The sequence below is a fragment of the Notoacmeibacter marinus genome (genome assembly GCF_002238045.1).
Classification (GTDB): Bacteria; Pseudomonadota; Alphaproteobacteria; order Rhizobiales; family Rhizobiaceae; genus Notoacmeibacter; species Notoacmeibacter marinus.
In genome coordinates this window covers 48,480-71,278 of record NZ_NBYO01000002.1, presented here as the reverse complement: position 1 = coordinate 71,278, position 22,799 = coordinate 48,480, and the positions used below count along the sequence as shown (strand labels likewise).

At 61.9% G+C, this 22,799-nt stretch carries 24 protein-coding genes; 18 read left to right on the top strand and 6 right to left on the bottom strand.

All coding sequences use genetic code 11. From position 1 onward, the window contains the following. Nucleotides 1–110 precede the first annotated feature (110 nt). The 5 genes from B7H23_RS08490 to recJ all read left to right on the top strand — a co-directional run bounded on the left by B7H23_RS08490 (nucleotide 111) and on the right by recJ (nucleotide 6,141). Nucleotides 111–425: a hypothetical protein gene (locus tag B7H23_RS08490; RefSeq protein ID WP_094077031.1), complete on the top strand. Its 315-nt coding sequence runs from the start codon at nucleotides 111–113 to the stop codon at nucleotides 423–425. 134 nt (nucleotides 426–559) lie between these two features. Next, complete coding sequence (locus B7H23_RS08485) at nucleotides 560–1,777, top strand: LL-diaminopimelate aminotransferase (protein ID WP_094077030.1); 1,218 nt, start codon at nucleotides 560–562, stop codon at nucleotides 1,775–1,777. 20 nt (nucleotides 1,778–1,797) lie between these two features. Then, complete coding sequence (locus B7H23_RS08480) at nucleotides 1,798–3,117, top strand: homoserine dehydrogenase (protein WP_094077670.1); 1,320 nt, start codon at nucleotides 1,798–1,800, stop codon at nucleotides 3,115–3,117. 208 nt (nucleotides 3,118–3,325) lie between these two features. Continuing rightward, entirely contained in the window at nucleotides 3,326–4,306 is a 981-nt protein-coding gene (gene glpX, locus B7H23_RS08475) for a class II fructose-bisphosphatase (protein WP_094077029.1), read from the top strand. A gap of 53 nt (nucleotides 4,307–4,359) precedes the next feature. Further along, nucleotides 4,360–6,141: a single-stranded-DNA-specific exonuclease RecJ gene (gene recJ / locus B7H23_RS08470; protein WP_094077028.1), complete on the top strand. Its 1,782-nt coding sequence runs from the start codon at nucleotides 4,360–4,362 to the stop codon at nucleotides 6,139–6,141. A gap of 60 nt (nucleotides 6,142–6,201) precedes the next feature. On the opposite strand, the gene B7H23_RS08465 is transcribed toward recJ, so the two are convergent. The 3 genes from B7H23_RS08465 to folE are packed head-to-tail and all read right to left on the bottom strand — an operon-like array spanning nucleotide 6,202 to nucleotide 8,238. After that, nucleotides 6,202–7,092, bottom strand: coding sequence for a patatin-like phospholipase family protein (locus B7H23_RS08465; RefSeq protein WP_094077027.1), 891 nt, complete (start codon nucleotides 7,090–7,092; stop codon nucleotides 6,202–6,204). Between the two features lie 37 nt (nucleotides 7,093–7,129). Next, nucleotides 7,130–7,612 carry a phosphoribosyl-AMP cyclohydrolase gene (hisI, locus tag B7H23_RS08460; protein ID WP_240535030.1) on the bottom strand — a complete coding sequence of 161 codons (483 nt, stop codon included), beginning with the start codon at nucleotides 7,610–7,612 and terminating at the stop codon, nucleotides 7,130–7,132. Between the two features lie 2 nt (nucleotides 7,613–7,614). After that, nucleotides 7,615–8,238: a GTP cyclohydrolase I FolE gene (folE, locus tag B7H23_RS08455; protein WP_094077026.1), complete on the bottom strand. Its 624-nt coding sequence runs from the start codon at nucleotides 8,236–8,238 to the stop codon at nucleotides 7,615–7,617. Between the two features lie 178 nt (nucleotides 8,239–8,416). On the opposite strand from folE, the gene B7H23_RS08450 reads away from it, so the two are divergent. The 3 genes from B7H23_RS08450 to thrS all read left to right on the top strand — a co-directional run bounded on the left by B7H23_RS08450 (nucleotide 8,417) and on the right by thrS (nucleotide 11,239). Then, on the top strand, nucleotides 8,417–8,863 hold the full coding sequence (locus B7H23_RS08450) for an iron-sulfur cluster assembly scaffold protein (RefSeq protein ID WP_094077668.1): 447 nt from the start codon (nucleotides 8,417–8,419) through the stop codon (nucleotides 8,861–8,863). 4 nt (nucleotides 8,864–8,867) lie between these two features. After that, complete coding sequence (gene yidD / locus B7H23_RS08445; RefSeq protein ID WP_094077025.1) at nucleotides 8,868–9,125, top strand: membrane protein insertion efficiency factor YidD; 258 nt, start codon at nucleotides 8,868–8,870, stop codon at nucleotides 9,123–9,125. A 134-nt stretch (nucleotides 9,126–9,259) separates the two neighbouring features. Further along, nucleotides 9,260–11,239 carry a threonine--tRNA ligase gene (gene thrS, locus B7H23_RS08440; protein ID WP_094077024.1) on the top strand — a complete coding sequence of 660 codons (1,980 nt, stop codon included), beginning with the start codon at nucleotides 9,260–9,262 and terminating at the stop codon, nucleotides 11,237–11,239. Between the two features lie 97 nt (nucleotides 11,240–11,336). Here the strand turns inward: thrS and B7H23_RS08435 are convergent, their stop codons facing one another. Continuing rightward, entirely contained in the window at nucleotides 11,337–12,134 is a 798-nt protein-coding gene (locus tag B7H23_RS08435; protein ID WP_094077023.1) for an ion channel, read from the bottom strand. A 67-nt stretch (nucleotides 12,135–12,201) separates the two neighbouring features. Further along, nucleotides 12,202–13,305 (bottom strand): hypothetical protein, encoded by a 1,104-nt coding sequence (locus B7H23_RS08430; RefSeq protein ID WP_143534744.1) that lies wholly within the window; start codon nucleotides 13,303–13,305, stop codon nucleotides 12,202–12,204. Between the two features lie 97 nt (nucleotides 13,306–13,402). On the opposite strand from B7H23_RS08430, the gene B7H23_RS08425 reads away from it, so the two are divergent. From B7H23_RS08425 to B7H23_RS08410, 4 genes are all read left to right on the top strand, one after another. Then, nucleotides 13,403–13,993, top strand: a complete 591-nt coding sequence (locus tag B7H23_RS08425) for a nitroreductase family protein (RefSeq protein WP_094077021.1) — start codon at nucleotides 13,403–13,405, stop codon at nucleotides 13,991–13,993. A gap of 5 nt (nucleotides 13,994–13,998) precedes the next feature. Further along, nucleotides 13,999–14,610, top strand: a complete 612-nt coding sequence (locus tag B7H23_RS08420; RefSeq protein ID WP_094077020.1) for a flavin reductase family protein — start codon at nucleotides 13,999–14,001, stop codon at nucleotides 14,608–14,610. 102 nt (nucleotides 14,611–14,712) lie between these two features. Continuing rightward, entirely contained in the window at nucleotides 14,713–15,855 is a 1,143-nt protein-coding gene (locus tag B7H23_RS08415; protein WP_094077019.1) for a DUF2336 domain-containing protein, read from the top strand. 128 nt (nucleotides 15,856–15,983) lie between these two features. Further along, nucleotides 15,984–16,679 (top strand): Ntn hydrolase family protein, encoded by a 696-nt coding sequence (locus B7H23_RS08410; RefSeq protein WP_094077018.1) that lies wholly within the window; start codon nucleotides 15,984–15,986, stop codon nucleotides 16,677–16,679. A 47-nt stretch (nucleotides 16,680–16,726) separates the two neighbouring features. On the opposite strand, the gene B7H23_RS08405 is transcribed toward B7H23_RS08410, so the two are convergent. After that, complete coding sequence (locus tag B7H23_RS08405) at nucleotides 16,727–17,530, bottom strand: alpha/beta fold hydrolase (RefSeq protein WP_094077017.1); 804 nt, start codon at nucleotides 17,528–17,530, stop codon at nucleotides 16,727–16,729. A 215-nt stretch (nucleotides 17,531–17,745) separates the two neighbouring features. On the opposite strand from B7H23_RS08405, the gene rpsB reads away from it, so the two are divergent. The 6 genes from rpsB (at nucleotide 17,746) to B7H23_RS08375 (ending at nucleotide 22,771) form a co-directional block, all read left to right on the top strand. After that, entirely contained in the window at nucleotides 17,746–18,615 is an 870-nt protein-coding gene (gene rpsB, locus B7H23_RS08400; RefSeq protein ID WP_094077016.1) for a 30S ribosomal protein S2, read from the top strand. Between the two features lie 194 nt (nucleotides 18,616–18,809). Then, nucleotides 18,810–19,727, top strand: a complete 918-nt coding sequence (gene tsf / locus B7H23_RS08395) for a translation elongation factor Ts (RefSeq protein WP_094077667.1) — start codon at nucleotides 18,810–18,812, stop codon at nucleotides 19,725–19,727. A 105-nt stretch (nucleotides 19,728–19,832) separates the two neighbouring features. Beyond that, nucleotides 19,833–20,555, top strand: coding sequence for a UMP kinase (gene pyrH, locus B7H23_RS08390; RefSeq protein WP_094077015.1), 723 nt, complete (start codon nucleotides 19,833–19,835; stop codon nucleotides 20,553–20,555). A gap of 46 nt (nucleotides 20,556–20,601) precedes the next feature. Further along, a complete protein-coding gene (gene frr / locus B7H23_RS08385) occupies nucleotides 20,602–21,162 on the top strand; it encodes a ribosome recycling factor (protein ID WP_094077014.1) in 561 nt (186 codons plus the stop codon). A gap of 43 nt (nucleotides 21,163–21,205) precedes the next feature. Then, nucleotides 21,206–21,928, top strand: coding sequence for an isoprenyl transferase (locus tag B7H23_RS08380; RefSeq protein WP_094077013.1), 723 nt, complete (start codon nucleotides 21,206–21,208; stop codon nucleotides 21,926–21,928). Between the two features lie 3 nt (nucleotides 21,929–21,931). Beyond that, complete coding sequence (locus B7H23_RS08375; protein WP_094077012.1) at nucleotides 21,932–22,771, top strand: phosphatidate cytidylyltransferase; 840 nt, start codon at nucleotides 21,932–21,934, stop codon at nucleotides 22,769–22,771. The last annotated feature ends 28 nt before the right edge of the window (nucleotides 22,772–22,799 follow it).

Sequence of the window (22,799 nt, the reverse complement as noted above, 5' to 3'; positions counted from 1 at the left end):
CCCGATGCAGGTGACATGTTTTCAACACTATGGCACAGAAGGCGAATTCCAACTGAACAAAATGGCTAAGCCATTAGAATAACGGTTCGGCGGTTTAGCGAGGACGCGCGATGTATGAGCTTATCCGACTTGCCGGCCTCTCCGCCGTTCTGCTCCTTTGCGCCTCGTGCGGTTCGGATGAGATTAATTTTGACGACCCCCGCATTGCCAATGACGGGACGTTCCCCAACCTCAACCGAGTGCCGGTTCCCGCTGCCGCGCCATTCGATTCGCAAGAAGCGCAAGTCAAGATCCAGGTCATCGATGCCGCCCGGCCGCAATCTCGCACCGTGCCGACTTCGGAGGCGGAAACCGCGCGCCTCCGCCGGCTCGGGCAGACCCATGCACAAGATGCGCTGCGACAGATCGAATCTTCGGGCAATTGATCTGCAGACACGTTGATGGCGGTGCGGACCTTCTCGCATCAAAGTGAAGCGTGTATAGGCCAGCCTCGGTCCAGCGGTCAGCGGCGCTTCGGTTCGCGCCGCCCCACGCCACGAAACCCGAAGAGATTGAATTGATGGAAGAGTTCCACAAAGTTCGCAGATTGCCGCCTTATGTGTTCGAGCAGGTCAACCGGCTCAAGGCGGCAGCGCGAGCGGACGGCGCCGACATCATCGATCTGGGAATGGGCAATCCCGATCTGCCAACGCCCAAGGCCGTGGTCGACAAGCTGGTCGAAGTCATCCGAGACCCACGCACGCATCGCTATTCGACATCGCGCGGCATTCCGGGTCTACGGCGTGCGCAGGCGGCCTATTATAAGCGGCGCTTCGGTGTGACGCTCGATCCGGACACGCAGATCGTCGCGACGCTGGGATCGAAGGAAGGGTTCGCCAATATGGCGCAGGCGATCACCGCGCCAGGCGACATCGTGCTGTGCCCCAATCCGACCTACCCGATCCACGCCTTCGGCTTCATCATGAGCGGGGGCGTGATCCGTTCGATGCCGGTGGTGCCGGACGATCAGTTTGTGCCAGCACTCGAACGGGCCATGCAGCATTCGATTCCCAAGCCGCTGGCATTGATTCTCAACTACCCATCCAATCCGACCGCGGAAGTCGCTACGCTGGATTTCTACAAGGACGTCATCGCCTTTGCCCGGAAGAACGAGCTGATCGTCCTGTCGGATCTGGCTTATTCGGAAATCTATTTCGACGACACGCCGCCGCCATCGGTTCTCGAGGTCGATGGCGCGATGGATGTGGCCGTGGAGTTCACCTCCATGAGCAAGACGTTCTCGATGCCGGGCTGGCGCATGGGATTCGCCGTCGGCAATGAACGGCTGATTTCAGCGTTGGCGCGGGTGAAATCCTATCTGGATTACGGTGCTTTCACGCCAATCCAGGTGGCCGCCGCAGCAGCGCTGAATGGCGACGGATCGGATATTGAAGAGGTCCGGCAGATCTATCACAAGCGTCGCGACGTGATGGTGGAGAGTTTCGGGCGGGCCGGTTTCGAGGTGCCGCCACCACCGGCGACCATGTTCGCGTGGGCGCCGATTCCCGAGCGGTTCCGCGATATGGGTTCGCTGGAATTCTCCAAGATGCTGGTCGAAAAGGCGCATGTCGCCGTCGCGCCCGGCATCGGCTTCGGCGAGCATGGCGACGGCCATGTCCGCCTGGCCCTTGTCGAGAACGAGCACCGCATCCGCCAGGCGGCGCGCAACATCAAGCGCTTTCTGTCCGGCAACGCACCGGAGATTGCCGATCCCGAACCGGATTCATCCTCGAAATGAACAGTCAAAAGGATATCGTCATGACCACCGAGCCCCTTCGAATCGGCCTGGCTGGTCTCGGCACGGTCGGTGCGGCGGTGGTGCGTCTTCTGGATCAAAAGCGTGCGCTTTTGACCCGGCAATGCGGCCGACCGATCGAAGTCGTCGCCGCGACCGCTCGCGACCGCACCCGCGATCGCGGGATCGACCTTTCCGGTGTGCAATGGCTGGACGATCCGGTCGCCGTGGCGCAGGCCGACAATGTCGACGTGTTCGTGGAACTGATCGGCGGCGATGGCGAACCGGCGCTTTCCGCCGTCAAGGCGGCGTTTTCGGCCGGCAAACATGTCGTCACCGCCAACAAGGCGCTGATCGCCGCACATGGCGTGGAACTGGCGGCGATGGCCGAAGAGCAAGGTGTGCTTCTCAACTTCGAAGCGGCGGTGGCCGGCGGCATTCCGGTGATCAAGACCATGCGCGAAGCGATGGCCGGCAACACCATTTCGCGGCTCTACGGTATTCTGAACGGCACCTGCAATTACATCCTGACGCGGATGGAGGACGAGGAGATCGGGTTCGAGGAGGTGCTAGCCGAAGCGCAAAGCCTCGGTTACGCCGAAGCCGATCCGACCTTCGACATCGAGGGTAACGATACCGCCCATAAGTTGGCCATCATGACCTCCATCGCCTTCGGCACGAGGATCGCCGCTGACGACATCTATCTGGAAGGCATTTCGAATATCACACTGGCGGATATTCGGGCGGCACGCGATCTGGGCTATCGGATCAAGCTTCTCGGTGTTGCCCAAAAGACGGATCGTGGCATCGAACAGCGCGTTCACCCGACGATGGTGCCGATCGAATCGCAGATCGCGCAGGTTGACGACGTCACCAATGCGGTGGTGCTGGAGACCGATCTTCTGGGCGCGCTCCTGATGAGCGGGCCTGGCGCCGGCGGCGAAGCCACGGCCTCGGCGGTCATCGGCGACGTGGCCGACATCGCAAAAAGCCGGCCCGGCCGACAGCACGGACCCGCACTCGGTACGCCGGCCAAGGAACTTGCGCCTTACGAGAAGGCGCGCATGCGAAGCCATGAGGGCGGCTATTTCATCCGGTTCCTCGTCCGCGACGAGGTGGGTGTCTTCGCCGCCATCGCGCAGCGTATGGCATCGGCCGGCATTTCGCTTCAATCCATCGTTCAGCGCGACGATCCCGACAGTCCCGATCACGCCAGCAAGGCGATCATTCTGACCACGCACGCCACGATGGAAACGTCGATCCGGGAGGCTATCGCGGCCATCGAATCCGACGGGCATCTGCGCGGCGCGGCTCAGGTGATCCGGATGGAGCCGGCCGGTTGAAGTAACGCCTAGTCCGAAGGCATCGGCGCCGAAAAGGTTCAATCGTTTCGATCCGTGCAATCGATGCGCGCATGGTTTTGTCGGCAGTTCGCGAAGCCGTTCGCGCCGCGCGGAGCCTTCTTGCCAGTGTCATGCCCATCTGACACAAGCCCTTTGGCCCACGGGCTTTGCGTAAGTCTGATCGCAAGAATTGGGAGAGGGTGCCGATATGACCGAGACAGGACGGCTGGACCGGATCTTGGCGCTTGAAATCGCACGCGTAACGGAAGCCGCTGCTGTGGCCGCCGCGCGCATTCGCGGGCGGGGTGACGAGTGGGAGGCCGATCAGGCTGCCGTTGACGCCATGCGGACCGAACTGAACCGACTGCCGATCGATGGCCGCATCGTGATTGGCGAGGGCGAGCGGGACGACGCGCCTATGCTGTTCATCGGCGAGGAGGTCGGTACGAAGAAGGGCGGGGTCGTCGACATCGCGCTCGACCCGCTGGAGGGCACGACGCTCTGCGTGAAGAACCTGCCCAACTCTCTAGCGGTGATCGCGTTTGCCGAGCGCGGAAGTCTGCTCAACGCTCCAGACGTCTATATGGACAAGATCGCCATTGGCCCCGACTTCGAACCCGGTCTGGTCGGTCTGGACCGAAGCCCCGCCGACAATATCGAAGCGCTGGCCCAGGCCAAAGGCGTCACACCAGACCGCATCAGCGCGTGTATCCTGGACCGGCCGCGCCATGCGAAACTCATCGCGGAGGTACGGGAAACCGGTGCCGCCATCCAATTGATCGGCGATGGCGATGTCGCCGGCGTCATCCACACCACCAACCCGCACGAAACCGGCGTCGACATCTATCTGGGCGTCGGCGGCGCACCTGAGGGTGTTCTGGCCGCCGCGGCTTTGCGTTGCATCGGCGGGCAGATGGAAGGCAGACTGGTTCTCGATACGCCAGAGAAGATCGACCGAGCGAAACGGATGAGCATTTCCGATCCACAGGAGATCTACAAACTGGACGATCTGGCCAAGGGCGACGTCATTTTCGCGGCGACGGGCGTGACGAGCGGCAACATGCTCGACGGGGTGAAATTCAGCCCCGGACGGATCGACACCCATACGGTCGTCATGCGCTCATCCAGCGGTACGATCCGCGAAATCCGCGCCCGCCACACCGACCTCGCCAAGTTCGAAAGACCGTAAAACGGTTCGTTGCAGACGGTGCACCGACTCGTCTCTGTGATATGAGGTGAGCCATGGAATCGCGATATTTTCTGAACGTCAAAAGTAGCGCAGCCGGCTTTGCCTGGCATCATCGGTTGACCGAGATGCAGGAGCAGACCGCGCTGGCCATCGCGCAGCAAAGCGGGATCGACGAGATCGTGGCACGCATTCTGGCGGGCCGGCAGGTTGGCCAAACGGATGCGCCAAGCTTTCTGCAGCCGACGCTTCGTCATCTTCTGCCCGATCCCAAGACGTTGACGGACATGACCGCCGCCGCCGACCGATTGGCATGGGCAGCGCGCAACGGCGAGAAGGTCGCGATCTTCGGGGATTACGATGTCGACGGCGCGGCCTCGTCGGCTTTACTGGCGCGATGGTTGCGCTTCTTCGGCATCGAAGCGACGATCCACATTCCCGACCGCATCTTCGAAGGCTATGGCCCGAACCCCACCGCCATGGAGAAACTGGCGGGCGATGCCTCTTTGATCGTCACCGTCGATTGCGGCACCAACAGCGCCGAGGCCATTACAGCGGCGAAGCAGGCTGGCGCGGATATCGTCGTTCTCGACCATCACCAACCTTCCGGCCCGATGCCGCCGGACGCGCTCGCGGTGGTCAATCCGAACCGTGAGGACGATTTGTCGGGCCAGGGCCATCTCTGTGCGGGAGGGGTCACCTTTCTCGCAATGGTTGCTGCCAATGCCGCGCTGCGGCAGGGCAATGAAGGCACTCCCGATCTGCGCGGGTTTCTCGATCTTGTTGGACTGGCAACCGTATGCGACGTCGTGCCGCTGATCGGGGTCAACCGCGCCTTCGTGGTCCGTGGCCTGGAAGTGGCGCGCCACCACGGCAACCCCGGAATCGCGGCTTTGGCGGCAGTTGCAAGGCTGGGCGAGCCGATACGGCCCTTTCATTTCGGTTACATTCTCGGGCCGCGCATCAATGCCGGTGGGCGGATCGGCGATGCGTCGCTCGGTGCGCGCCTTCTGACGACGGACGACCCGACCGATGCCGAAACCCTGGCGGCACGACTCGATGCTCTGAATGGTGAGCGACAGGCGATGGAAGCCGATATGCTGGCAATGGCGCGCGCGCAAGCCGATGCCGAAACGGCAAAGGGGGAGGGACCGGCGGTTCTGATTGCCGAGAGCCGGAAATTTCACCCCGGCGTTGTCGGCATTCTGGCTTCGCGGCTAAAGGACGGGTTCGGGCGTCCATCTTTTGCGATCGCCTTCGATCCGAACGGAAAAGGCACCGGGTCCGGACGCTCCATTGCCGGGGTCGATCTCGGTCGCATCGTGCGCGATGCCGTCGAACGCGGCCTTCTCGTCAAAGGTGGCGGCCACGCCATGGCGGCGGGAATTACCATCATGCGCGATCAGCTCGGCCCGTTCCGGGCCTTTCTGGAGGAGAAGCTGTCGCGTACCGTTACCCGGTTAAGGCAGTCCGCCATGCGGAAAATCGACGGCTCCCTGACGGCGGAAGCGCTAACGCTCGATCTGTGCGAGCGGATCGACGCAGCCGGTCCTTACGGAGCGGGCCACCCGAGCCCGTTCTTCGTCCTTGCGCGGCACAGAATCGAGAATCTCGATACGATGGGACGCGATGGCAGCCATCTGCGGCTCGCTTTGCGCTCACAAAGCGGCGGGCGGCTGCAGGCCGTGGCTTTTCGTTGTACCGACACCGATCTCGGACGCTTCCTTATCAAACGGCGAGGCGAGACCTTGCATTTTGCAGGCACGCTCAGCGTCAATCACTGGAATGGGCAAAAGCGGGTGCAGTTCAAGATCGAGGATGCCGCCGAGATCGTCTGACAGGCACTTCGGCTCTCACAAAATGAATCGATATTTTCTTTCAAGCCATTGGTCAGAAAGCTATTTCGCGGCGGCGTAAGCGCGCAGTTCGTCCCTGTGCGCCATAGTCGTCTCATAACCGATTGCGATGGATTCGTCCGCCCGGTGAAAGTCGAGCAACCCGATCGATTCGGTTGGCGGCGCCAAAAGCATGTCTGGCGGCGAACTGACCATCATGGAGTGAACGATCTGATCCTGCAGGACGGCGAAGGATCGCAAGATGACGCCACCGAAACCGAGTTGCCCACCCCCAGCCTCCACGCCGGACGCTTCGTATGCACGGGCTGGATCCGGATCGACGGCGGCCTCTTCGATCACCACTTCCTTGAAGCCCGGATCGCCCGAAAGCGTGACGCCGACGACCGGGCAGGGACTGTGCATCCGACACGCCTTGACGGGCAGTGGCGCAGTCAGCGCGCCATCAACCAGTGTACGATGTCCCCAACTGACCGGCTCGAATATGCCCGGCACGGCGTAGGATGCGCGCATCGCCAGAACCAGGCTGCCGGCGGTGATCCAGACTTCCTCGCCGCCGGGAAGGCTCGTTGCCGTTGCAATGAACGGCCGGTCGAGATCGCCGATCTGCATATTGCCGAGGGATGCGCGCAAAAGGCGGTCGATCTTGGCGCCGGTAACAAGGCCCTGGCCGCCCCAGCGCAGGTCGAACAGGCCGAACATGCGGCGCCAAGTCGCGGCGCGGGCAAAGGCTTCCAGTTCGTCCAGCTTGCCCGCCAGATAGGCGCCTGCCACGATTGCGCCGATCGATGTGCCGGCGATCGTATGAATCGGAATCCGGCACTCGTCCAAGGCGCGTAGCACGCCGATATGCACCCAGCCGCGACCGATGCCGCCGCCAAGCGCGACAGCAATGCCTTCGGGATGATGTTTCGGGTCGCTGCTGCGCTGATCCATGGTGCTCCGGGACTAACGGAAGAAGCTCGTTCGCCGCCTACTTGCCATAGACCTTCTTCGTTTCGAAGAGCGGTTTGGTTTCATCGTGCCGCAGTTCCGCCGAACCATTCCGCATGGCGACTATGCGATAAAAACAGGACCGCCGGCCCGTATGGCATGTTGCCGCAAGGCCTTCGACCCGAACTCTGAGTTCGACCGCGTCCTGATCGCAGTCCGTCCTCATCTCGACAACGCGTTGCCGATTGCCCGATGTCTCACCCTTCTGCCAGAGCGATTGGCGGGAGCGCGACCAGTAGTGTGCGATCCCGGTAGTCAGCGTCTTGGACAGAGCTTCCGCATTCATATGCGCGACCATGAGAAGCTTTCCATCGCCAGCATCGTTTACGACGGCCGTAATAAGGCCATCGGCATCGAATCGCGGCGAGAAAACCGATCCTTCTTCCAGCGCAGCCTTGTCATTTGCCGGTGTCGGAAACGCAATGACGGCGTCTTCGTCGCCCCTGATTGTCTCGTCGGTCACATTCAACGTCCGCTGCCCGTCCGGATCAGATCGAAAAACCGCGCGCGCTCGGCTACTTCATCGGAGAAGGTGCCGGTAAAGGCCGTCGTCACCGTGTCCGAGCCTTCGCGGCGAATGCCACGCATGACCATGCACATATGTTCGGCCTCGATCATCACGGCGACGCCCTGCGGCTTGAGCACACCTTGGATCTGGTCGGCGATCTGCGCCGTCATCGATTCCTGGGTTTGCAACCGGTGCGCGAACGCATCGACTAGCCGGGCGATCTTGGACAGCCCCAGAACCTTGCCGTCCGGCAGATAGGCAATGTGCGCCCTGCCGTGGATCGGCACCATGTGGTGCTCGCAATGAGAATGAAAAACGATGTCCCGGATCAGGACCATGTCTCTATAGCCGGAAACGTCTTCGAAGGTGCGACCGAGAATCTGTTCGGGGTCCTGGTCGTAGCCCGCGAACATCTCGTCATAGGCCTTGACGACGCGGGCGGGGGTATCGACCAGACCCTCGCGCATTTCGTCCTCGCCAATGTAGCGAAGAAGGGTTCGCACCGCGTCCTCGGCTTCGGTGCGGCTGGGCCGGTCCTCGCGACCGGAGGCGTCGCGAAATTTATGGATAGTAGCGTCCATGATGAGTATCTCCCGTAGTCCCGCTCGATGGCGCGACGAGTTGAACGGTCGAAACAGCTAGCGTTCGGGGATGACCGATCCCGATCCGGCCGGCACGTTCCATGACGTTTGCCTTATCTTGCCGGCCCGCGGCTTCGGCCCCTATATAGAGACAAGAGCCGGTGAACGGAAGGCGCTGATGATCGACGACGTTTACAATGAGAAAATTCTCGGTTTCGCGGGCAATATTTCGCGAACGGGCCGTCTGGATTCGCCGGACGCGACCGCGACCGCCCATTCCAAGCTCTGTGGCTCGAAGGTCACCGTCGATCTGAAGCTGCAGGACGGCGTCGTCGGCGATTTCGCCCATGAGGTGAAGGCGTGCGCGCTCGGCCAGGCGTCCTCTTCGATCATGGCGCAGAATGTTGTCGGCGCGAGGCCGGATGAAATTCGGCAGGCCGGTGAGGCGCTGCGCGCGATGCTGAAAGAGAACGGCGCGCCGCCGGAAGGGCGTTTTGCCGATCTGAAATATCTGCAGCCCGTGCGCGACTACAAGGCGCGTCATGCCTCGACCATGCTGACCTTCGATGCGGTGATCGACTGCCTCGACCAGATCGAGAAGAAGCGCGCCGAAGAAGCGGCGTAAGCGTTTGGCGAGCCGTAACTATTCCGGTCCCTGGCACAGGACTCCTGCACGCCTGCTTGGCACAGGCCTGGTGCGGCTCTATCAGTTGACGCTCTCCGGCTTTGTCGGTCATGGCTGCCGCCATCAACCGACATGTTCCGAATACGCCTATGAAGCGATCGCACGCCATGGCCTGTTTCGTGGTGGATGGCTCGGCGTCAGGCGAGTCCTGAAGTGTCGCCCCGGAGGCACCCATGGTTACGATCCCGTTCCGGATAAATGACCATACCGGCTCTTCCCTTCCTGCTGGCGGGTTGCTAGATCGCGCTCGACCAGAGGCAGTTTTCGGTTCATCGAACTTGCCTCATCCATGCCACCCGCATTCGTAGGCGGGACTGGAAAAGGAGAATCGATTCCATGGCTTCTTCCGTTTCTTTGACGTTTCCCGACGGCTCCGTCCGCGATTATCCCGCTGGCACGACCGGTAAGGATGTCGCCGATTCCATCTCCAAATCGCTATCGAAAAAATCGGTTGCCATCGCGCTCGATGGCGAATTGCGAGACATTGCCGATCCGGTTTCGAATGGCGCAATCGAGATTGTGACCCGCGACGATCCGCGCGCGCTCGAACTGATCCGCCACGATGCCGCCCATGTCATGGCCGAAGCGGTGCAGGAACTGTGGCCGGGCACGCAGGTCACCATCGGTCCGGTGATCGAAAACGGCTTCTATTACGATTTCGCGCGGGACGAGCCGTTCACGCCGGACGATCTGCCCAAGATCGAGAAGAAGATGCGCGAGATCATCGCGCGGAACCGCCCGTTCACCAAGGAAGTCTGGGATCGCGAGAGGGCCAGACAAATCTTCGCCGACAAGGGCGAGGACTACAAGATCGAGCTGATCGATGCCATTCCCGACGATCAGGACCTGAAGATCTACTTTCAGGGCGACTGGTTCGATCTGTGCCGCGGTCCGCACATGGATTCGACGGGGCGGATCGGCGATGCCTTCAAGCTGATGCGCGTGGCCGGCGCCTATTGGCGCGGCGACGCCAATAATCCGATGCTGACCCGTATCTACGGGACGGCCTGGGCCGACAAGAAGCAGCTCGATGCCTATCTCCATATGCTCGAAGAAGCCGAGAAGCGCGACCATCGCCGGCTCGGCCGTGAGATGAATCTCTTCCATTTCCAGGAAGAGGGACCGGGCGTCGTCTTCTGGCACTCCAAGGGCTGGCGCATGTTCCAGTCGCTGATTTCCTATATGCGTCGCCGTCTCGACAATGAGGGCTATGAGGAGGTCAATGCGCCTCAGATCCTCGACAAGTCGCTTTGGGAGACATCCGGCCATTGGGGCTGGTATCAGGATAATATGTTCGCGGTGAAAAGCGCCGAAGCGTTGACCCATCCGGACAAGGAGGATGTCGATCACCGGGTCTTCGCCATCAAGCCGATGAACTGTCCGGGCCACGTCCAGATCTTCAAGTATGGCCTGAAATCCTATCGCGATTTGCCGATCCGCATGGCGGAGTTCGGCAATGTGCATCGCTACGAGCCCTCCGGCGCGCTGCATGGCCTGATGCGCGTGCGCGGCTTCACCCAGGACGATGCGCATATCTTCTGCACCGAGGAGCAGCTCGCCGACGAGTGTATGAAAATCAACGATCTGATCCTGTCGACCTACAAGGATTTCGGTTTCGAGGAGATCACGGTTCTGCTGTCGACCCGCCCCGAAAAGCGTGTCGGAGACGATGCCAGCTGGGATCACGCAGAGGCGGTGATGGAAAGCGTTCTGGAACGGATCGCCCAGTCCAGCGATCGCATCAGGACCGGCATCAATCCGGGCGAGGGCGCATTTTACGGGCCGAAATTCGAATATGTGCTGAAAGACGCGATCGGGCGGTCCTGGCAGTGTGGCACGACGCAGGTCGATTTTAACCTGCCGGAACGGTTCGGCGCCTTCTATATCGACAGCGATGGCGAGAAGAAGCAGCCGGTGATGATTCATCGGGCGATCTGCGGATCGATGGAACGGTTCCTTGGCATTCTGATCGAAAACTATGCCGGTCATATGCCGCTGTGGTTCGCGCCCGTCCAGGTGGTGGTGACGACGATCACCAGCGAGGCTGACGACTACGCTGAAAAGGTTGCCGCGAAGCTGAAGGCGGCCGGTCTTCAGGTCGAGACCGATCTGCGCAACGAAAAGATCAATTACAAGGTGCGCGAACACAGCCTTGCGAAGGTGCCGGTCATCCTGGTCTGCGGCAAGCGTGAGGCGGAAGAGGGCACCGTCAATATCCGCCGGCTCGGAACACGGGATCAGACGTCCATGTCTCTGGATGAGGCGGTGGCGCAATTGTCCAGCGAAGCAGCCGCGCCGGATGGAACGCCAAACTGACGGAGAAGCTGGCTCGTGGCTGCTGGCCAGGACCGTTCTTGTTTCCCGACGCTGGCCTTAGCCATCGGGAGGCGTGCTGAAAGACATCCCTCCTTTTTCAGGTGCTACCATCCGTCTCGATGTGGATGACGTGCCCGCAATGCTTGCAATGGCTCGCATCGTGATCGTGGACCCGCAATCCGCATTGGGGGCAGGGTGCGTTGGCCTTGGCCGGTCGGTAGATGGCCTGAAGCAGGTTGAGAAAGAACCCGACCCCGAAGATCATGATGAAGACGGTGATAACCCGGCCGAGCCGATCCGACAGGACGATGTCGCCATAGCCGGTCGTCGTCAACGTGGTGATGGTGAAGTAAAGCGCGTCCCAGTAATTATCGAGCGCGGGATTGCGTTCATGCTCCAGCACCCAAACAAGTGTGGTCACGACAAAGATGAAGGCCGCCAGATTGGTGGCCGCTACGACGACGCGCGTATTGACGGGCATGTCGCCGGTGACGCGCTGAAGCTCCTTCGCGAGGCGGAACGACCGCAGGATACGCAGCGCCCGCAGGATGCGCAGGAAGACGAAGTTCGGCCCGACCAGCAGCGGCGCAAGCAATGACAGCAGCACGATGATGTCGGCCCATGTGACCGGTGAAAGCAAAAATTTCCACAAAGGTCGTGCGATCGTCAGTCGTGCGACGAAATCGAGTAACAGAACGATCCCGATCAGCGTATCGACGACGATCAGGCTGGAACTCATCGGCCCGAACGCGGTAACGATGAAATAGCCGATCGTCAGAATATCGAAGGCAAGCAGCGACCAGCGAAACGTTCTGGCCTGGCGGTTCTGCGCGTTATAAAGGCGGAACAGCTGAGCGCGAATTCGCTGCGTACGGGAGGGCGTCGAAGCAGTCATGGCGAGTGGAAGCCGTGGCTATTGCAGAACCCAAGCGCAGTTAAAGCATCGCACGCGCCAAGTCGATCTAATCGGGCAGAAACTCGCTGCTTTCGGCCCTGTTGGTCTGATTTGCGACGACTTCGACTTCGTCGGAACGGCCTGCCGCGACGCTGATCTGCTGCGTATAGAACTGATCGCGATTGCGCGCGATGATGTTGTACTCGCCCTCCGCCAGCACCAGGGTCGTGAAAGCGCCGATCCGCTCCGCCAGCTTCTCGCCGCTATCGGACTGGATGACCCAGGACGTATCGGCAATGGCCTCGCCCCCGGCGTTGCGCACCAGTTTCAGCGTGACTTCCGATGCCGCAATTTCCACCGAGGCGTCGGTGAGCTTGCCAGCATCGACGCGGATGTCGACACCGGTCGAGGCGTTCACCTTGCCGTAGCGTGAAACGATATGATAATCGCCCGCCGGCAGCCGAATGACGGAACCGGGGCTGACATCGGGCAGCACGAGCGGCCCGCGTTCATCCGGCACGCCGGACAGCTTTTCATAGATCGTGAACCGCACCTTGCTGTCGCTGATCGGTACGTCTTCGGGCAGCCGGGCAGACAATTTCAGCCCGCCGGCATCGAGGATCAGCGTTTCGGCGCTCTTGCGATCTGGCACGATATTGATCCGCCGCGTGGCGCCGGCACGTCCGAAACTGGCGTGAACGAGATAGGGCCCCGCCTGCAGCTTGAGCCTTGCCGTTCCGCCCGACGCTGTCGCGACGAGGGGCAGCTTTCCCTCCGGCCCCGTTTCGGGCTCGAAGACCCGGAAGACCAGCCCCGACGGAATCACGTCGCCATTCTCGACAAGCCGGGCCGACAAAACCAGTTCGCCTTCGCCCTGCGGTCGCGCACGGGGAATTTCACCTGTGCCGGCACCGGCGCCGCTTCCACGCCGAATCCTGATACGCGGCATGTCGGGCAAGACCAGTGGCGTCGGCTTGACGTCGGGCTGACCGGACCAGGGGTTATCGGATCGCGGAGCTTTGCGGTCGGGTGGCGGCAATGGCATCGGTGGAATCACATCGCCAGGGCCGGCGCCGGGCCGACTCTGCGCATGAAGCGGAGCCGGGACGGCCAGCGCCAGCACCATCGCGACAGCGAACGTCCTTTTGGCAACAAGGATAGGGAACGGCATTCTTTTCATGGTCGTCATCAAACCCGTGCGGGTGGCAATTTCAAGACCGTCATGCCATGGGATCGATCGAATATCCCGTCGGCTATGAGGGTCTTCCATGACGAACGATGCCTTGCTGGAGCATCTGGCCACGCGGCGCTCGCCGCCCATCGCTTCTCTCGGCGGGGACGTTTCTGACGAGGCGATTCGAACCATGCTCACCCTTGCGGCGCGTGTGCCCGATCACGGTATGCTGACGCCGTTCCGCTTCATCCTCTATCGCGGGGAGCAGCGGTTCCAAGCGGGAACGTTGCTGGCCCGCCGTCTGGAAGAGCGCGACGGCCCGCTCAGCGCCGCTGCCCGGCAGAAGGAGGAAGAGCGCTTTTCCCGCGCGCCGCTCGTGGTCGGCGTCGTCTTCACGGCGAGGGATAACGGGCCGAAGCCGATCCCCGAATGGGAGCAGTTCCTGTGCGCCGGCGCGGTCTGCATGAACCTCCTCCATGCGGCCGCGGCGCTCGGCTATCGCGGCAACTGGATCACCAACTGGTATTCGGACGACGCCAAGGCGCGCGCCATTCTCGGCATCGGCGAAGAGGAGCGCGTGGCCGGCTTCGTGCATATCGGCAAAACGGCGATGACCGTGGCCGATCGGGCGCGTCCAGACATTGACGATCTCATCACCGAATTTTCCAGTGCAAACGGAGACTAGTTTCTGTGTTCTATCGCGTCGAAGACGGCCATGGCCTGCCGCACGACCCATTCAAGGCGCTGGTTTCGCCGCGCCCCATCGGCTGGATATCCACCCGCGATGCGGTCGGTCGGGACAATCTGGCGCCCTATTCCTTTTTCATGGCGATCTCTTCGGAGCCGCCCATCGTGGTGTTCTCCTCGGTCGGGATCAAGGACGCAGCCCGCGCCGCCGGAGAGAGCGGCGCGTTCGTCGTCAATATCGCCTCGCGCGACCTGGCCGAGGCGGTCAATCTGTCGTCCGCCCCGGCGCCAAGCGACGTTTCGGAGTTCGATCTGACCGGCCTGACGCGAGCCGATAGCGAAATGGTGGCGGCACCGCGCGTCGCCGAGGCGGTCGCGTCGCTGGAATGCAAGGTCATCGAGGTGCGGCACGTCACCGATCTCGATGGCAAGGCGACGCACAACCATCTGGTCACGGGGCAGGTGGTCGGCGTCCACATTGCCGAGCGGGCCCTTCGCGAGGGGCGCTTCGACGTGACCGCGGCGCGGCTTCTCGCCCGGCTCGGCTATATGGACTATCTGTCGACCGACGAGGTCTTCACGATGGACCGGCCGCAATGGCCGATTACCGATTGAGGCCACATGGTTAGCGAGAAGCTGACGATCATGGTGAACCGAACGTAAACCTTTTGCCTGCCATGGTGGGCCGAGAGTTTCTCATCGTTCAGGTTCGTCAGTATGATCGTCCAGCACTTTCTCAAATGGCTCGAAACGGCAAAGGTCGATCAGCGCGCGAATGCGGCCAATGCACTGGCCCGGGCCTGGCTGCAATCCGATCTCGACTTTGAGGAGCGGGCCAATGCGGAAGCGGCGCTGACGCTGCTCCTGGACGATCCGAGCCCGAAAGTGCGCCAGAAGCTGGCCGATGTCTTCTGCGCGGTGCGCGGCGCGCCGCCCCAGATCGTCGCGGCGCTGGCAGCCGATCAGCCGGATGTGGCGGGCAATGTGCTGTTGCGCTCACCGCTTCTGTCCGACGCCGACCTGGTGGAACGGGTGAGGGACGGCGACAAGCGCACACAGGCGATTATCGCGCGTCGTGCGCCGATCGCATCCGTGGTGTGCGCGGCGCTCGCCGAACTCGGCGACCGGCACGCCTGCCAGTCCTTGGCCGAGAACCCGGCCGCGAAACTCGCCGCTCACTCCCTTCGCCGCATCGCCGAACGGTTCGGCCAGAGCGGCGCCATCCGCACGGCTTTGTTCGCGCGTTCCGATCTGCCGGGCGATGTGCGGCATTTGCTCATGGTCAAGGTCGGCGAGGTGCTGACCGAAGCGCCGCTTCTGAAGCGTCTCATGGGTCCGATGCGCTCCACCCGCGTTCTGCGCGAAGCGTGCCATCGCGCATCCGTCGAACTGGTCAGCAAGACGCCGGCGGCCGACTATCCCGCGCTGGCCGAACATTTCCGCCTTCGCGGCGATCTCACCGAGCATTTCGTCATCAGGCTGGCCGCGCATGGCCGGCTGGGCTTCCTGTCGGCGGTCCTCAAGAATCTTCTCGACGACGACAAGATCCGCACCGACGCCATTCTGGCGCGCGGTCGTCGCAATGCGCTGACCGCCGTTCTGAAAAAAGCGGGCCTCTCCGAATCCGGCGGCAATGTCGTTGTCAACGCCATCCGCCTGTGGCGGGAAGTCGCCGATGGCCGTACCACGATGGGCGTTCAGGAAGTCTGCTACCGTATGATGAAGGCCGTGGAATCCGAGCGCGACGGCCTGCCGAAGCCGGGCAATGACGATATTTTGACCCTGCTCCGCGCCATGCATCTGGATGAACTGCGCCGCAACGCGAAAACCCACGCGCTGTCGATCACCAAGGCGGCATAAGCCGAGACACTGTTGCCCGGGCGGAGGGCCGCGCGGTTGCGGACGGCCCATCCCTTTCTATTGTTTGCCGGAGCGACGTGATCGACGGACCGATCCGTCAAGAGACCTGACCGCGAGAGGATCGCCCCATGACCGTCGTGCTGGCCACCGTGTGCAAAGATGGAGTCGTGCTGGGCTCGGACTCCCAGATCACGGACAAGGGGCGGGGCATGACCTATCCCGCCGAAAAGCTGCATCCGCTCGGCGATCTAGCGGCATGGGGCGGCAGCGGCGCGCGATCCGTGCTGACCGATGTCGAGCGCTGTTTCAATGAAAACAGCGCCGCGATCCTGGAAGCGCCGGACATCGGAAGGGCGCTGCAGGAACAGGTCCTGCCGATCATGCGTCACCATTACGACACCTTCATTACCGACGTGCCGGGCGAAGAGGGCGGCGGCACGCCGTCGGCCTATGTGATGGCCGCCGGATGGCGGGACGGCGAGCCGTGGATCATCGAGATCACGCCCTCCGGCATGATCGGGCATTATGCCGATATCGGCTTCCACGCCATCGGCAGCGGCGCGCCCATGGCCCAGCAGGCCGGCTCGCTCCTCTCTCACTTTCACCTGACCGAGCGGTCGCTGCGCTTCGGCTGCGCGGCGGTACTGCGGGTTCTGCGCGCGCTCGACCTGACGTCGCCCAGTGTCGGAGAGCCGTTCAGCCTCTGCCGCATCGACGCCGACGGCGCCCATCACCTCAGCGACAAGGAGATCGAGGCGGTCAGCAAGGATGTGCGCCGCTGGGAGGATGCCGAACAGGCCGCCATTGGCGAGATCTTCGATTGAGGAGAGGTGGGAGCGGGTATTTCCATACGGGGCCGCGCGAAGCATCATCAATTTTCAACCGCAGCCCGAATTGCACTGAGAATGCTCCCGGGATCATCCAGCGGAATCATGTGACCGCTGCTGGAAGCGGTGATGAGTCGAGAAGCAGGGTTCAGCGATAGAAGATGCTGCTGGGCTGCGGCCCAGTTTGGCGAAACATCCTGATCGCGGGAAATCACCGTCACGGGCACTCCAAGGGCAGGCTGCATGACAGCCTCGAATGCGCGCACATCGATCGACTCGGAACCGGTGGGAACGGCATCCCAGCGCGATACGCCCGTGGCCAACGGCAATCCGAGCGACTCGCTGATGGAATCGATCAAGACGAGCTCTCGCACGCGCTCCGGCCATGTCTGGGCCATCACGCGTGCCGGGTACCCGCCAAAGGAATGCCCAACTGCGACGATCTGCTTGCGCGCGCCGACTCTATCGAGAATGCCGCCAAGCCTTTGCACATAAATGTCAGGGCCGTATGGCGCGCTGGCGGGGCTCGTCCCCGCGCCAGGACGATGATAGCGGCAAACATGAGCAAAGCTGCCGACTTCGTCCATGATGGATGTCCAGACGGAGGCATCGGCGCGCGATCCGATGCCATGTTCGAGCCAGACGGTGACGTCCGCGTCATCCGATCCGGTACACTGAATATCGATATTCCAGTCATCGACGGTGATCCGACGAAAATCATCCTGCGCCGAACAGGATGCCGTCAAAAGGGAGAATGCGGCGAGAAAAGCGAGAGGTGCGAACTTTCTATGGCTCGCTATTGAAGTGAGCATCTTGCCACCGCAAACAATGAGGTTGTTCTGCAGCATATTGCCTTTTGCAGAAAAGACAGTCTTAAGCGCAATGTAGCGGCTTGGATTGACCGATCTACCATCCACACTTGCGCTCTCTCCCGTTTTCGCCTATCTGCGCGACCATTCCACACGTGAGCTTCGGGCTTTGCGGGGAGACATCCCGTTCCAGTCCACCGGTGGCAGTGTTCCTGCCTTTGGCTCGCGGAGGTTCAACCGGGAAAGGATATGAGATGGCCCTGCCTGACTTCTCCATGCGTCAGCTTCTCGAAGCTGGTGCGCATTTCGGACACCAGACACACCGCTGGAACCCGAAAATGGCGCCCTATATTTTCGGCGCCCGCAACAATATTCACATCATCGATCTGTCGCAGACCGTGCCGCTGCTGCACCAGGCGCTGAAGGTCGTGTCCGACACCGTGGCCGGTGGCGGCCGCGTGCTGTTCGTCGGCACCAAGCGCCAGGCGTCCGAACTGGTCGCCGACGCCGCCAAGCGTTCGGCGCAGTACTACGTCAATTCGCGCTGGCTCGGCGGCATGATGACGAACTGGAAGACGATCTCCAATTCGATCAATCGCCTGCGCAAGCTGGAAGACCTTCTGGAAGGCGACGATCAGGGCTACACCAAGAAGGAGCGCCTGAACCTGGAGCGCGAGCGCGACAAGCTCGACCGCGCCCTCGGCGGCATCAAGGATATGGGCTCGGTGCCGGACCTGATGTTCGTGGTGGATACCAACAAGGAAGCCATCGCCATTCAGGAAGCCAAGCGGCTTGGCATTCCGGTGGTCGCGCTGGTCGATTCCAACTGCGATCCGGCAGTCGTCGATTATCCGATCCCGGCCAATGACGATGCGGCGCGCGCCGTCGCGCTCTTTGCTGATCTCATCGCCAAGGCCGCTCTGGACGGCATCGCCCGTCAGCAGGGTTCGATGGGCATCGATGTCGGTGAATCCGCCGAACCGGCTGTCGAAGAGACGCTGGAAGCACCGGCCGCCGGTGGCGAAGCTGCCGAAAACGTCAGCACCGCGGCGCCGGGTCTCGACAGCGATGTCGCCGGCAAGAGCGCGCCGCTCGATACCGACGCGCTCAAGGGCGACGCCTGATCGCCGAGCGAACAACGCGGCGGGCCGATCGTGTCCGCCGCCATTTCTGAAACAGCTGGATGAACGCGCCCCTTCCAGCGATGCTCGGGGTGGCCGGTCTCCGGCTTCTTCGTTTCAGAATGTTTCATTTCTGGCGTAGCGCCTTTCCATGGCGCTTCGACCGCCAGACAACTCTGACTTACGGGAACAAGATTATGAGCTTTACAGCTGCTGACGTGAAAGCGCTGCGTGAGAAGACCGGCGCCGGCATGATGGACTGCAAGAAGGCGCTGCAGGAAAACGATGGCGACATCGACGCCGCCGTGGACTGGCTGCGCGCCAAGGGCATCGCAAAGGCCGACAAGAAAGCTGGCCGGACAGCCGCCGAAGGCCTTATCGGCGTCGCTTCGGATGCCAACAGCGCCGTCGTGGTCGAAGTCAATTGCGAGACCGATTTCGCTGCGCGCAATGACGCCTTCCAGACCATCGTCCGCCATGTCGCGCAGAGCGCGCTCGGCACGGACGGCTTGGTCGAGGCCGTTGCAAATGCCGCCTATCCGGGTGGCGAGAAGAACGTCAAGGACACGATTTCCGAGGCTGTCGGTACGATCGGCGAGAACATGACCCTTCGCCGCTCGCAGAAGCTGTCGCAGCCGGAAGGCGTTGTCGCGCACTACATCCACAATGCTGTTGCCGACAATCTCGGCAAGCTCGGCGTGCTGGTCGCGCTCAAGACGTCTGGCGACAAGGAGAAGGCCTCAGCTTTTGCCCGTCAGGTCGCCATGCATGTCGCAGCGGTCAACCCCGTCGCCCTGACGCCGGACGACATTCCGGCCGATGTCGCCGAGCGTGAAAAGGCGATCTTCGTGGAGCAGGCCCGCGAATCCGGCAAGCCGGAGAACATCATCGAAAAGATGGTGGAAGGCCGTATGCGCAAATTCTATCAGGAATCGGCGCTGGTGAAGCAGGCTTTCGTGATGAACCCGGATGTCACCGTTGAGCAGGCGCTCAAGGATGCGGGCATCGGCGACGATGCGGAGCTGACCGGCTTCGTCCGCTTCCTCGTCGGCGAGGGCATCGAGAAGGAAGAGGACGATTTCGCTGCCGAAGTGGCTGCCGCCGCTGGCAAATAAGCAAAGCGATCTCTGTTCAAATCACCGGGGGCGCGGCGTGACATCGCCGCGCCCTTCGTGTATCGGGCGGAGACATATTGCATACCCAAAGACGAGTTGTTTTCCATGGCCGACGCGCCCCAGTACAAACGCATTCTCCTCAAGGCATCGGGCGAAGCGTTGATGGGGGATCGGGCTTTCGGTATCGACCAGAAGATTTGCGACCGTCTGGCGGCCGATGTGCGCACCGTCTGGGAAAAGGGTGTGTCCGTCGGCATCGTCATCGGCGGTGGTAACATTTTTCGCGGCGTGCAGATCGCCGATACGGGCGGCGACCGGGTGACGGGCGACCATATGGGTATGCTCGCCACCGTAATGAACGCGCTGGCGCTGCGCACCGCACTCCGCCAGGCTGGTGTCGACTGCGTGGTTCTGTCGGCGCTCGCCATGGACGAAATCTGCGACAGCTTCACCCAGCGATCGGCCATGGCGCATCTGTCCGAGGGCAGGGTGGTCATCTTTGCGGCGGGAACGGGCAATCCGTTCTTCACGACCGATACGGCCGCAGCGCTCCGCGCGGCCGAGATTGGCGCGGACGTGCTGCTGAAGGCGACGCAGGTCGACGGTATCTACGCCGCCGATCCGCAGAAAAATCCGGATGCCGAGCGCTTCGACACCATTTCGCACGAGGACATGCTGGCCCGTGGACTTCGCGTCATGGACACCGCCGCCGTCGCCGTTGCGCGTGACTCGCAAATTCCGATCATCGTCTATTCGCTGTTGCAGGAAGGGGGGCTTGCCGCCGTCCTTTCGGGTGAGGGACGCCACACGCTGGTGCCGGCCCATTAGGAGCCAATGCTTCGCAGGCCGGTTACCAAAGAGACAGGAGTAACCTATGGCAGACGCCATCGATCTTTCCGACTTCCAGCGCCGCATGGATGGCGCGATCACCGCCTTCAAAAGCGATCTGGCCTCGCTGCGAACCGGCCGGGCCTCGGCCAACCTGCTCGATCCGATCACCGTTGAAGCCTATGGATCGCAGATGCCACTCAACCAGGTGGCCAATGTGACCGTGCCGGAGGCGCGCATGATTGCCGTGAATGTCTGGGACAAGACGATGGTCGGCAAGGTCGACAAGGCGATTCGCGAAAGCAATCTCGGCTTCAACCCGATCGTCGATGGCCAGACCTTGCGCATCCCGTTGCCGGAGTTGAACGAACAGCGCCGCAAGGAACTGGTGAAGATTGCCCATGATTATGCCGAAAAGGCGCGTGTTGCGGTACGCCATGTCCGGCGCGATGGAATGGATGCCGTTAAAAAAGCGGAAAAGGCCAGCGAGATCAGCCAGGATGACGGGCGTACGCTTTCGGAGCGCGTGCAGAAGATGACCGATGATACGATCGGCCGGATCGATGAACTCGTTGCGGAAAAAGAGCAGGAGATCATGCAGGTCTGACGATCGTATTTCGCAAAACAGTGATGGGAGAGGAACCGCGCTGATGGCAGCCGCGCGCCACGTGGCGATTATCATGGACGGCAACGGTCGCTGGGCGGCCGCGCGTGGTCTGCCGCGCTCGGCGGGACATCGGGCCGGCGTGGAGGCTCTGCGCCGCACGGTGCGCGCCGCCGGCGATCTGGGTATCGAGGTTCTGACCGTCTATGCATTCTCTTCGGAAAACTGGTCGCGGCCCAAGGCGGAAGTCTCCGATCTGCTAGGCCTGTTCCGTCTTTTTGTCGACCGGGATCTGAAGAAGCTTCACGAAAACGGCGTGCGGGTCAGGATGATCGGTAATCGCGACACGCTGTCGGACGATTTGCTCGACCTGATCCGCAAGGCGGAAATGTTGACCGTGGACAATCGACGGCTGCATCTCAATATCGCATTCAACTATGGCTCGCGAGACGAGATTGCCCGCGTGATGCGGGACCTTGCCCTGGAGGCGGCGGCGGGAAACCTGGATGCGAGCGAAATATCGGAAGATCTGATCTCGTCGCGTCTCGATACGGCGGGCGATCCGCCCCTCGACCTGCTGATCCGAACCGGCGGCGACACACGGCTGTCCAATTTTCTGATGTGGCAGCTTTCCTACGCCGAACTTCTGTTCGTCGAGACGCATTGGCCGGATTTCGGCCTCGACGATCTGGCTTCGGCTATCTCTGAATTCTCCGGTCGGGAACGCCGCTATGGCGGGCTCGGCGCCGCCGAGACGGCGACGGCCTAGCTGATGGCGTCCAGCAATTTCGTTACCCGCGTTATTTCAGCGCTGATTCTTGCACCGGTCGCATTGGGACTGACCTGGGCCGGTGGCGTGCCGTTCCGGTTGCTGGCCATCGTGACGAGCGCCGCCATTCTCTATGAATGGTTCACCATGTTCGGGCGACAGGCCCCCGCCTTCTGGAAGGCTTGCATTGCTTCCGCGCTTGGTTTGACCAGTTTAGCGCTGCTTTTCGGACTGACCGGAACCGCCGCCCTCGCCATGATCCTCGGGCTCTATGTCGTTCTTGCGGTGATTGCATCGGTCACGGCGAAACGGGAAGACTCGCTGTCGCACACGCTGGCCTTCGGGTTCCTCTACGCCAGCCTTCCGGCCCTTGCGATGATCGCCATTCGCGGTTCGGGCGCCGGAGGCCTGGCGGCACTCCTTTTTCTTTTCGCGGTGGTGTGGGGCACCGACATCTTCGCCTATTTTTCCGGCAAGGCGATCGGCGGCCCGAAACTGGCGCCATCCATTTCCCCTGGAAAAACGTGGTCGGGGGCGATAGGCGGTGCTCTTCTGGCGTCTCTCTGCGGCTTTGCCGTCATCAGCCTGCATGCCGGCCATTCGGTCTGGGCCGTTCTGCCCATCGCCCTTCTTCTCTCGATTGCCGCGCAGCTTGGCGATCTTTTCGAATCCGGCGCCAAACGGCGCGCGGGCGTCAAGGATTCCAGCCATCTTATTCCCGGACATGGCGGTGTTCTGGATCGGGTGGACGGTCTTGTCGTCGCCGCCGTTTGTCTTTACGCCATCGGCCTGTCGCTGGGCGGTTTCGATGTCTTCGGCGAAACGGTGCTTCTGCAACGCTGACACAGTGTGGCGTGAACGATCTGACGGG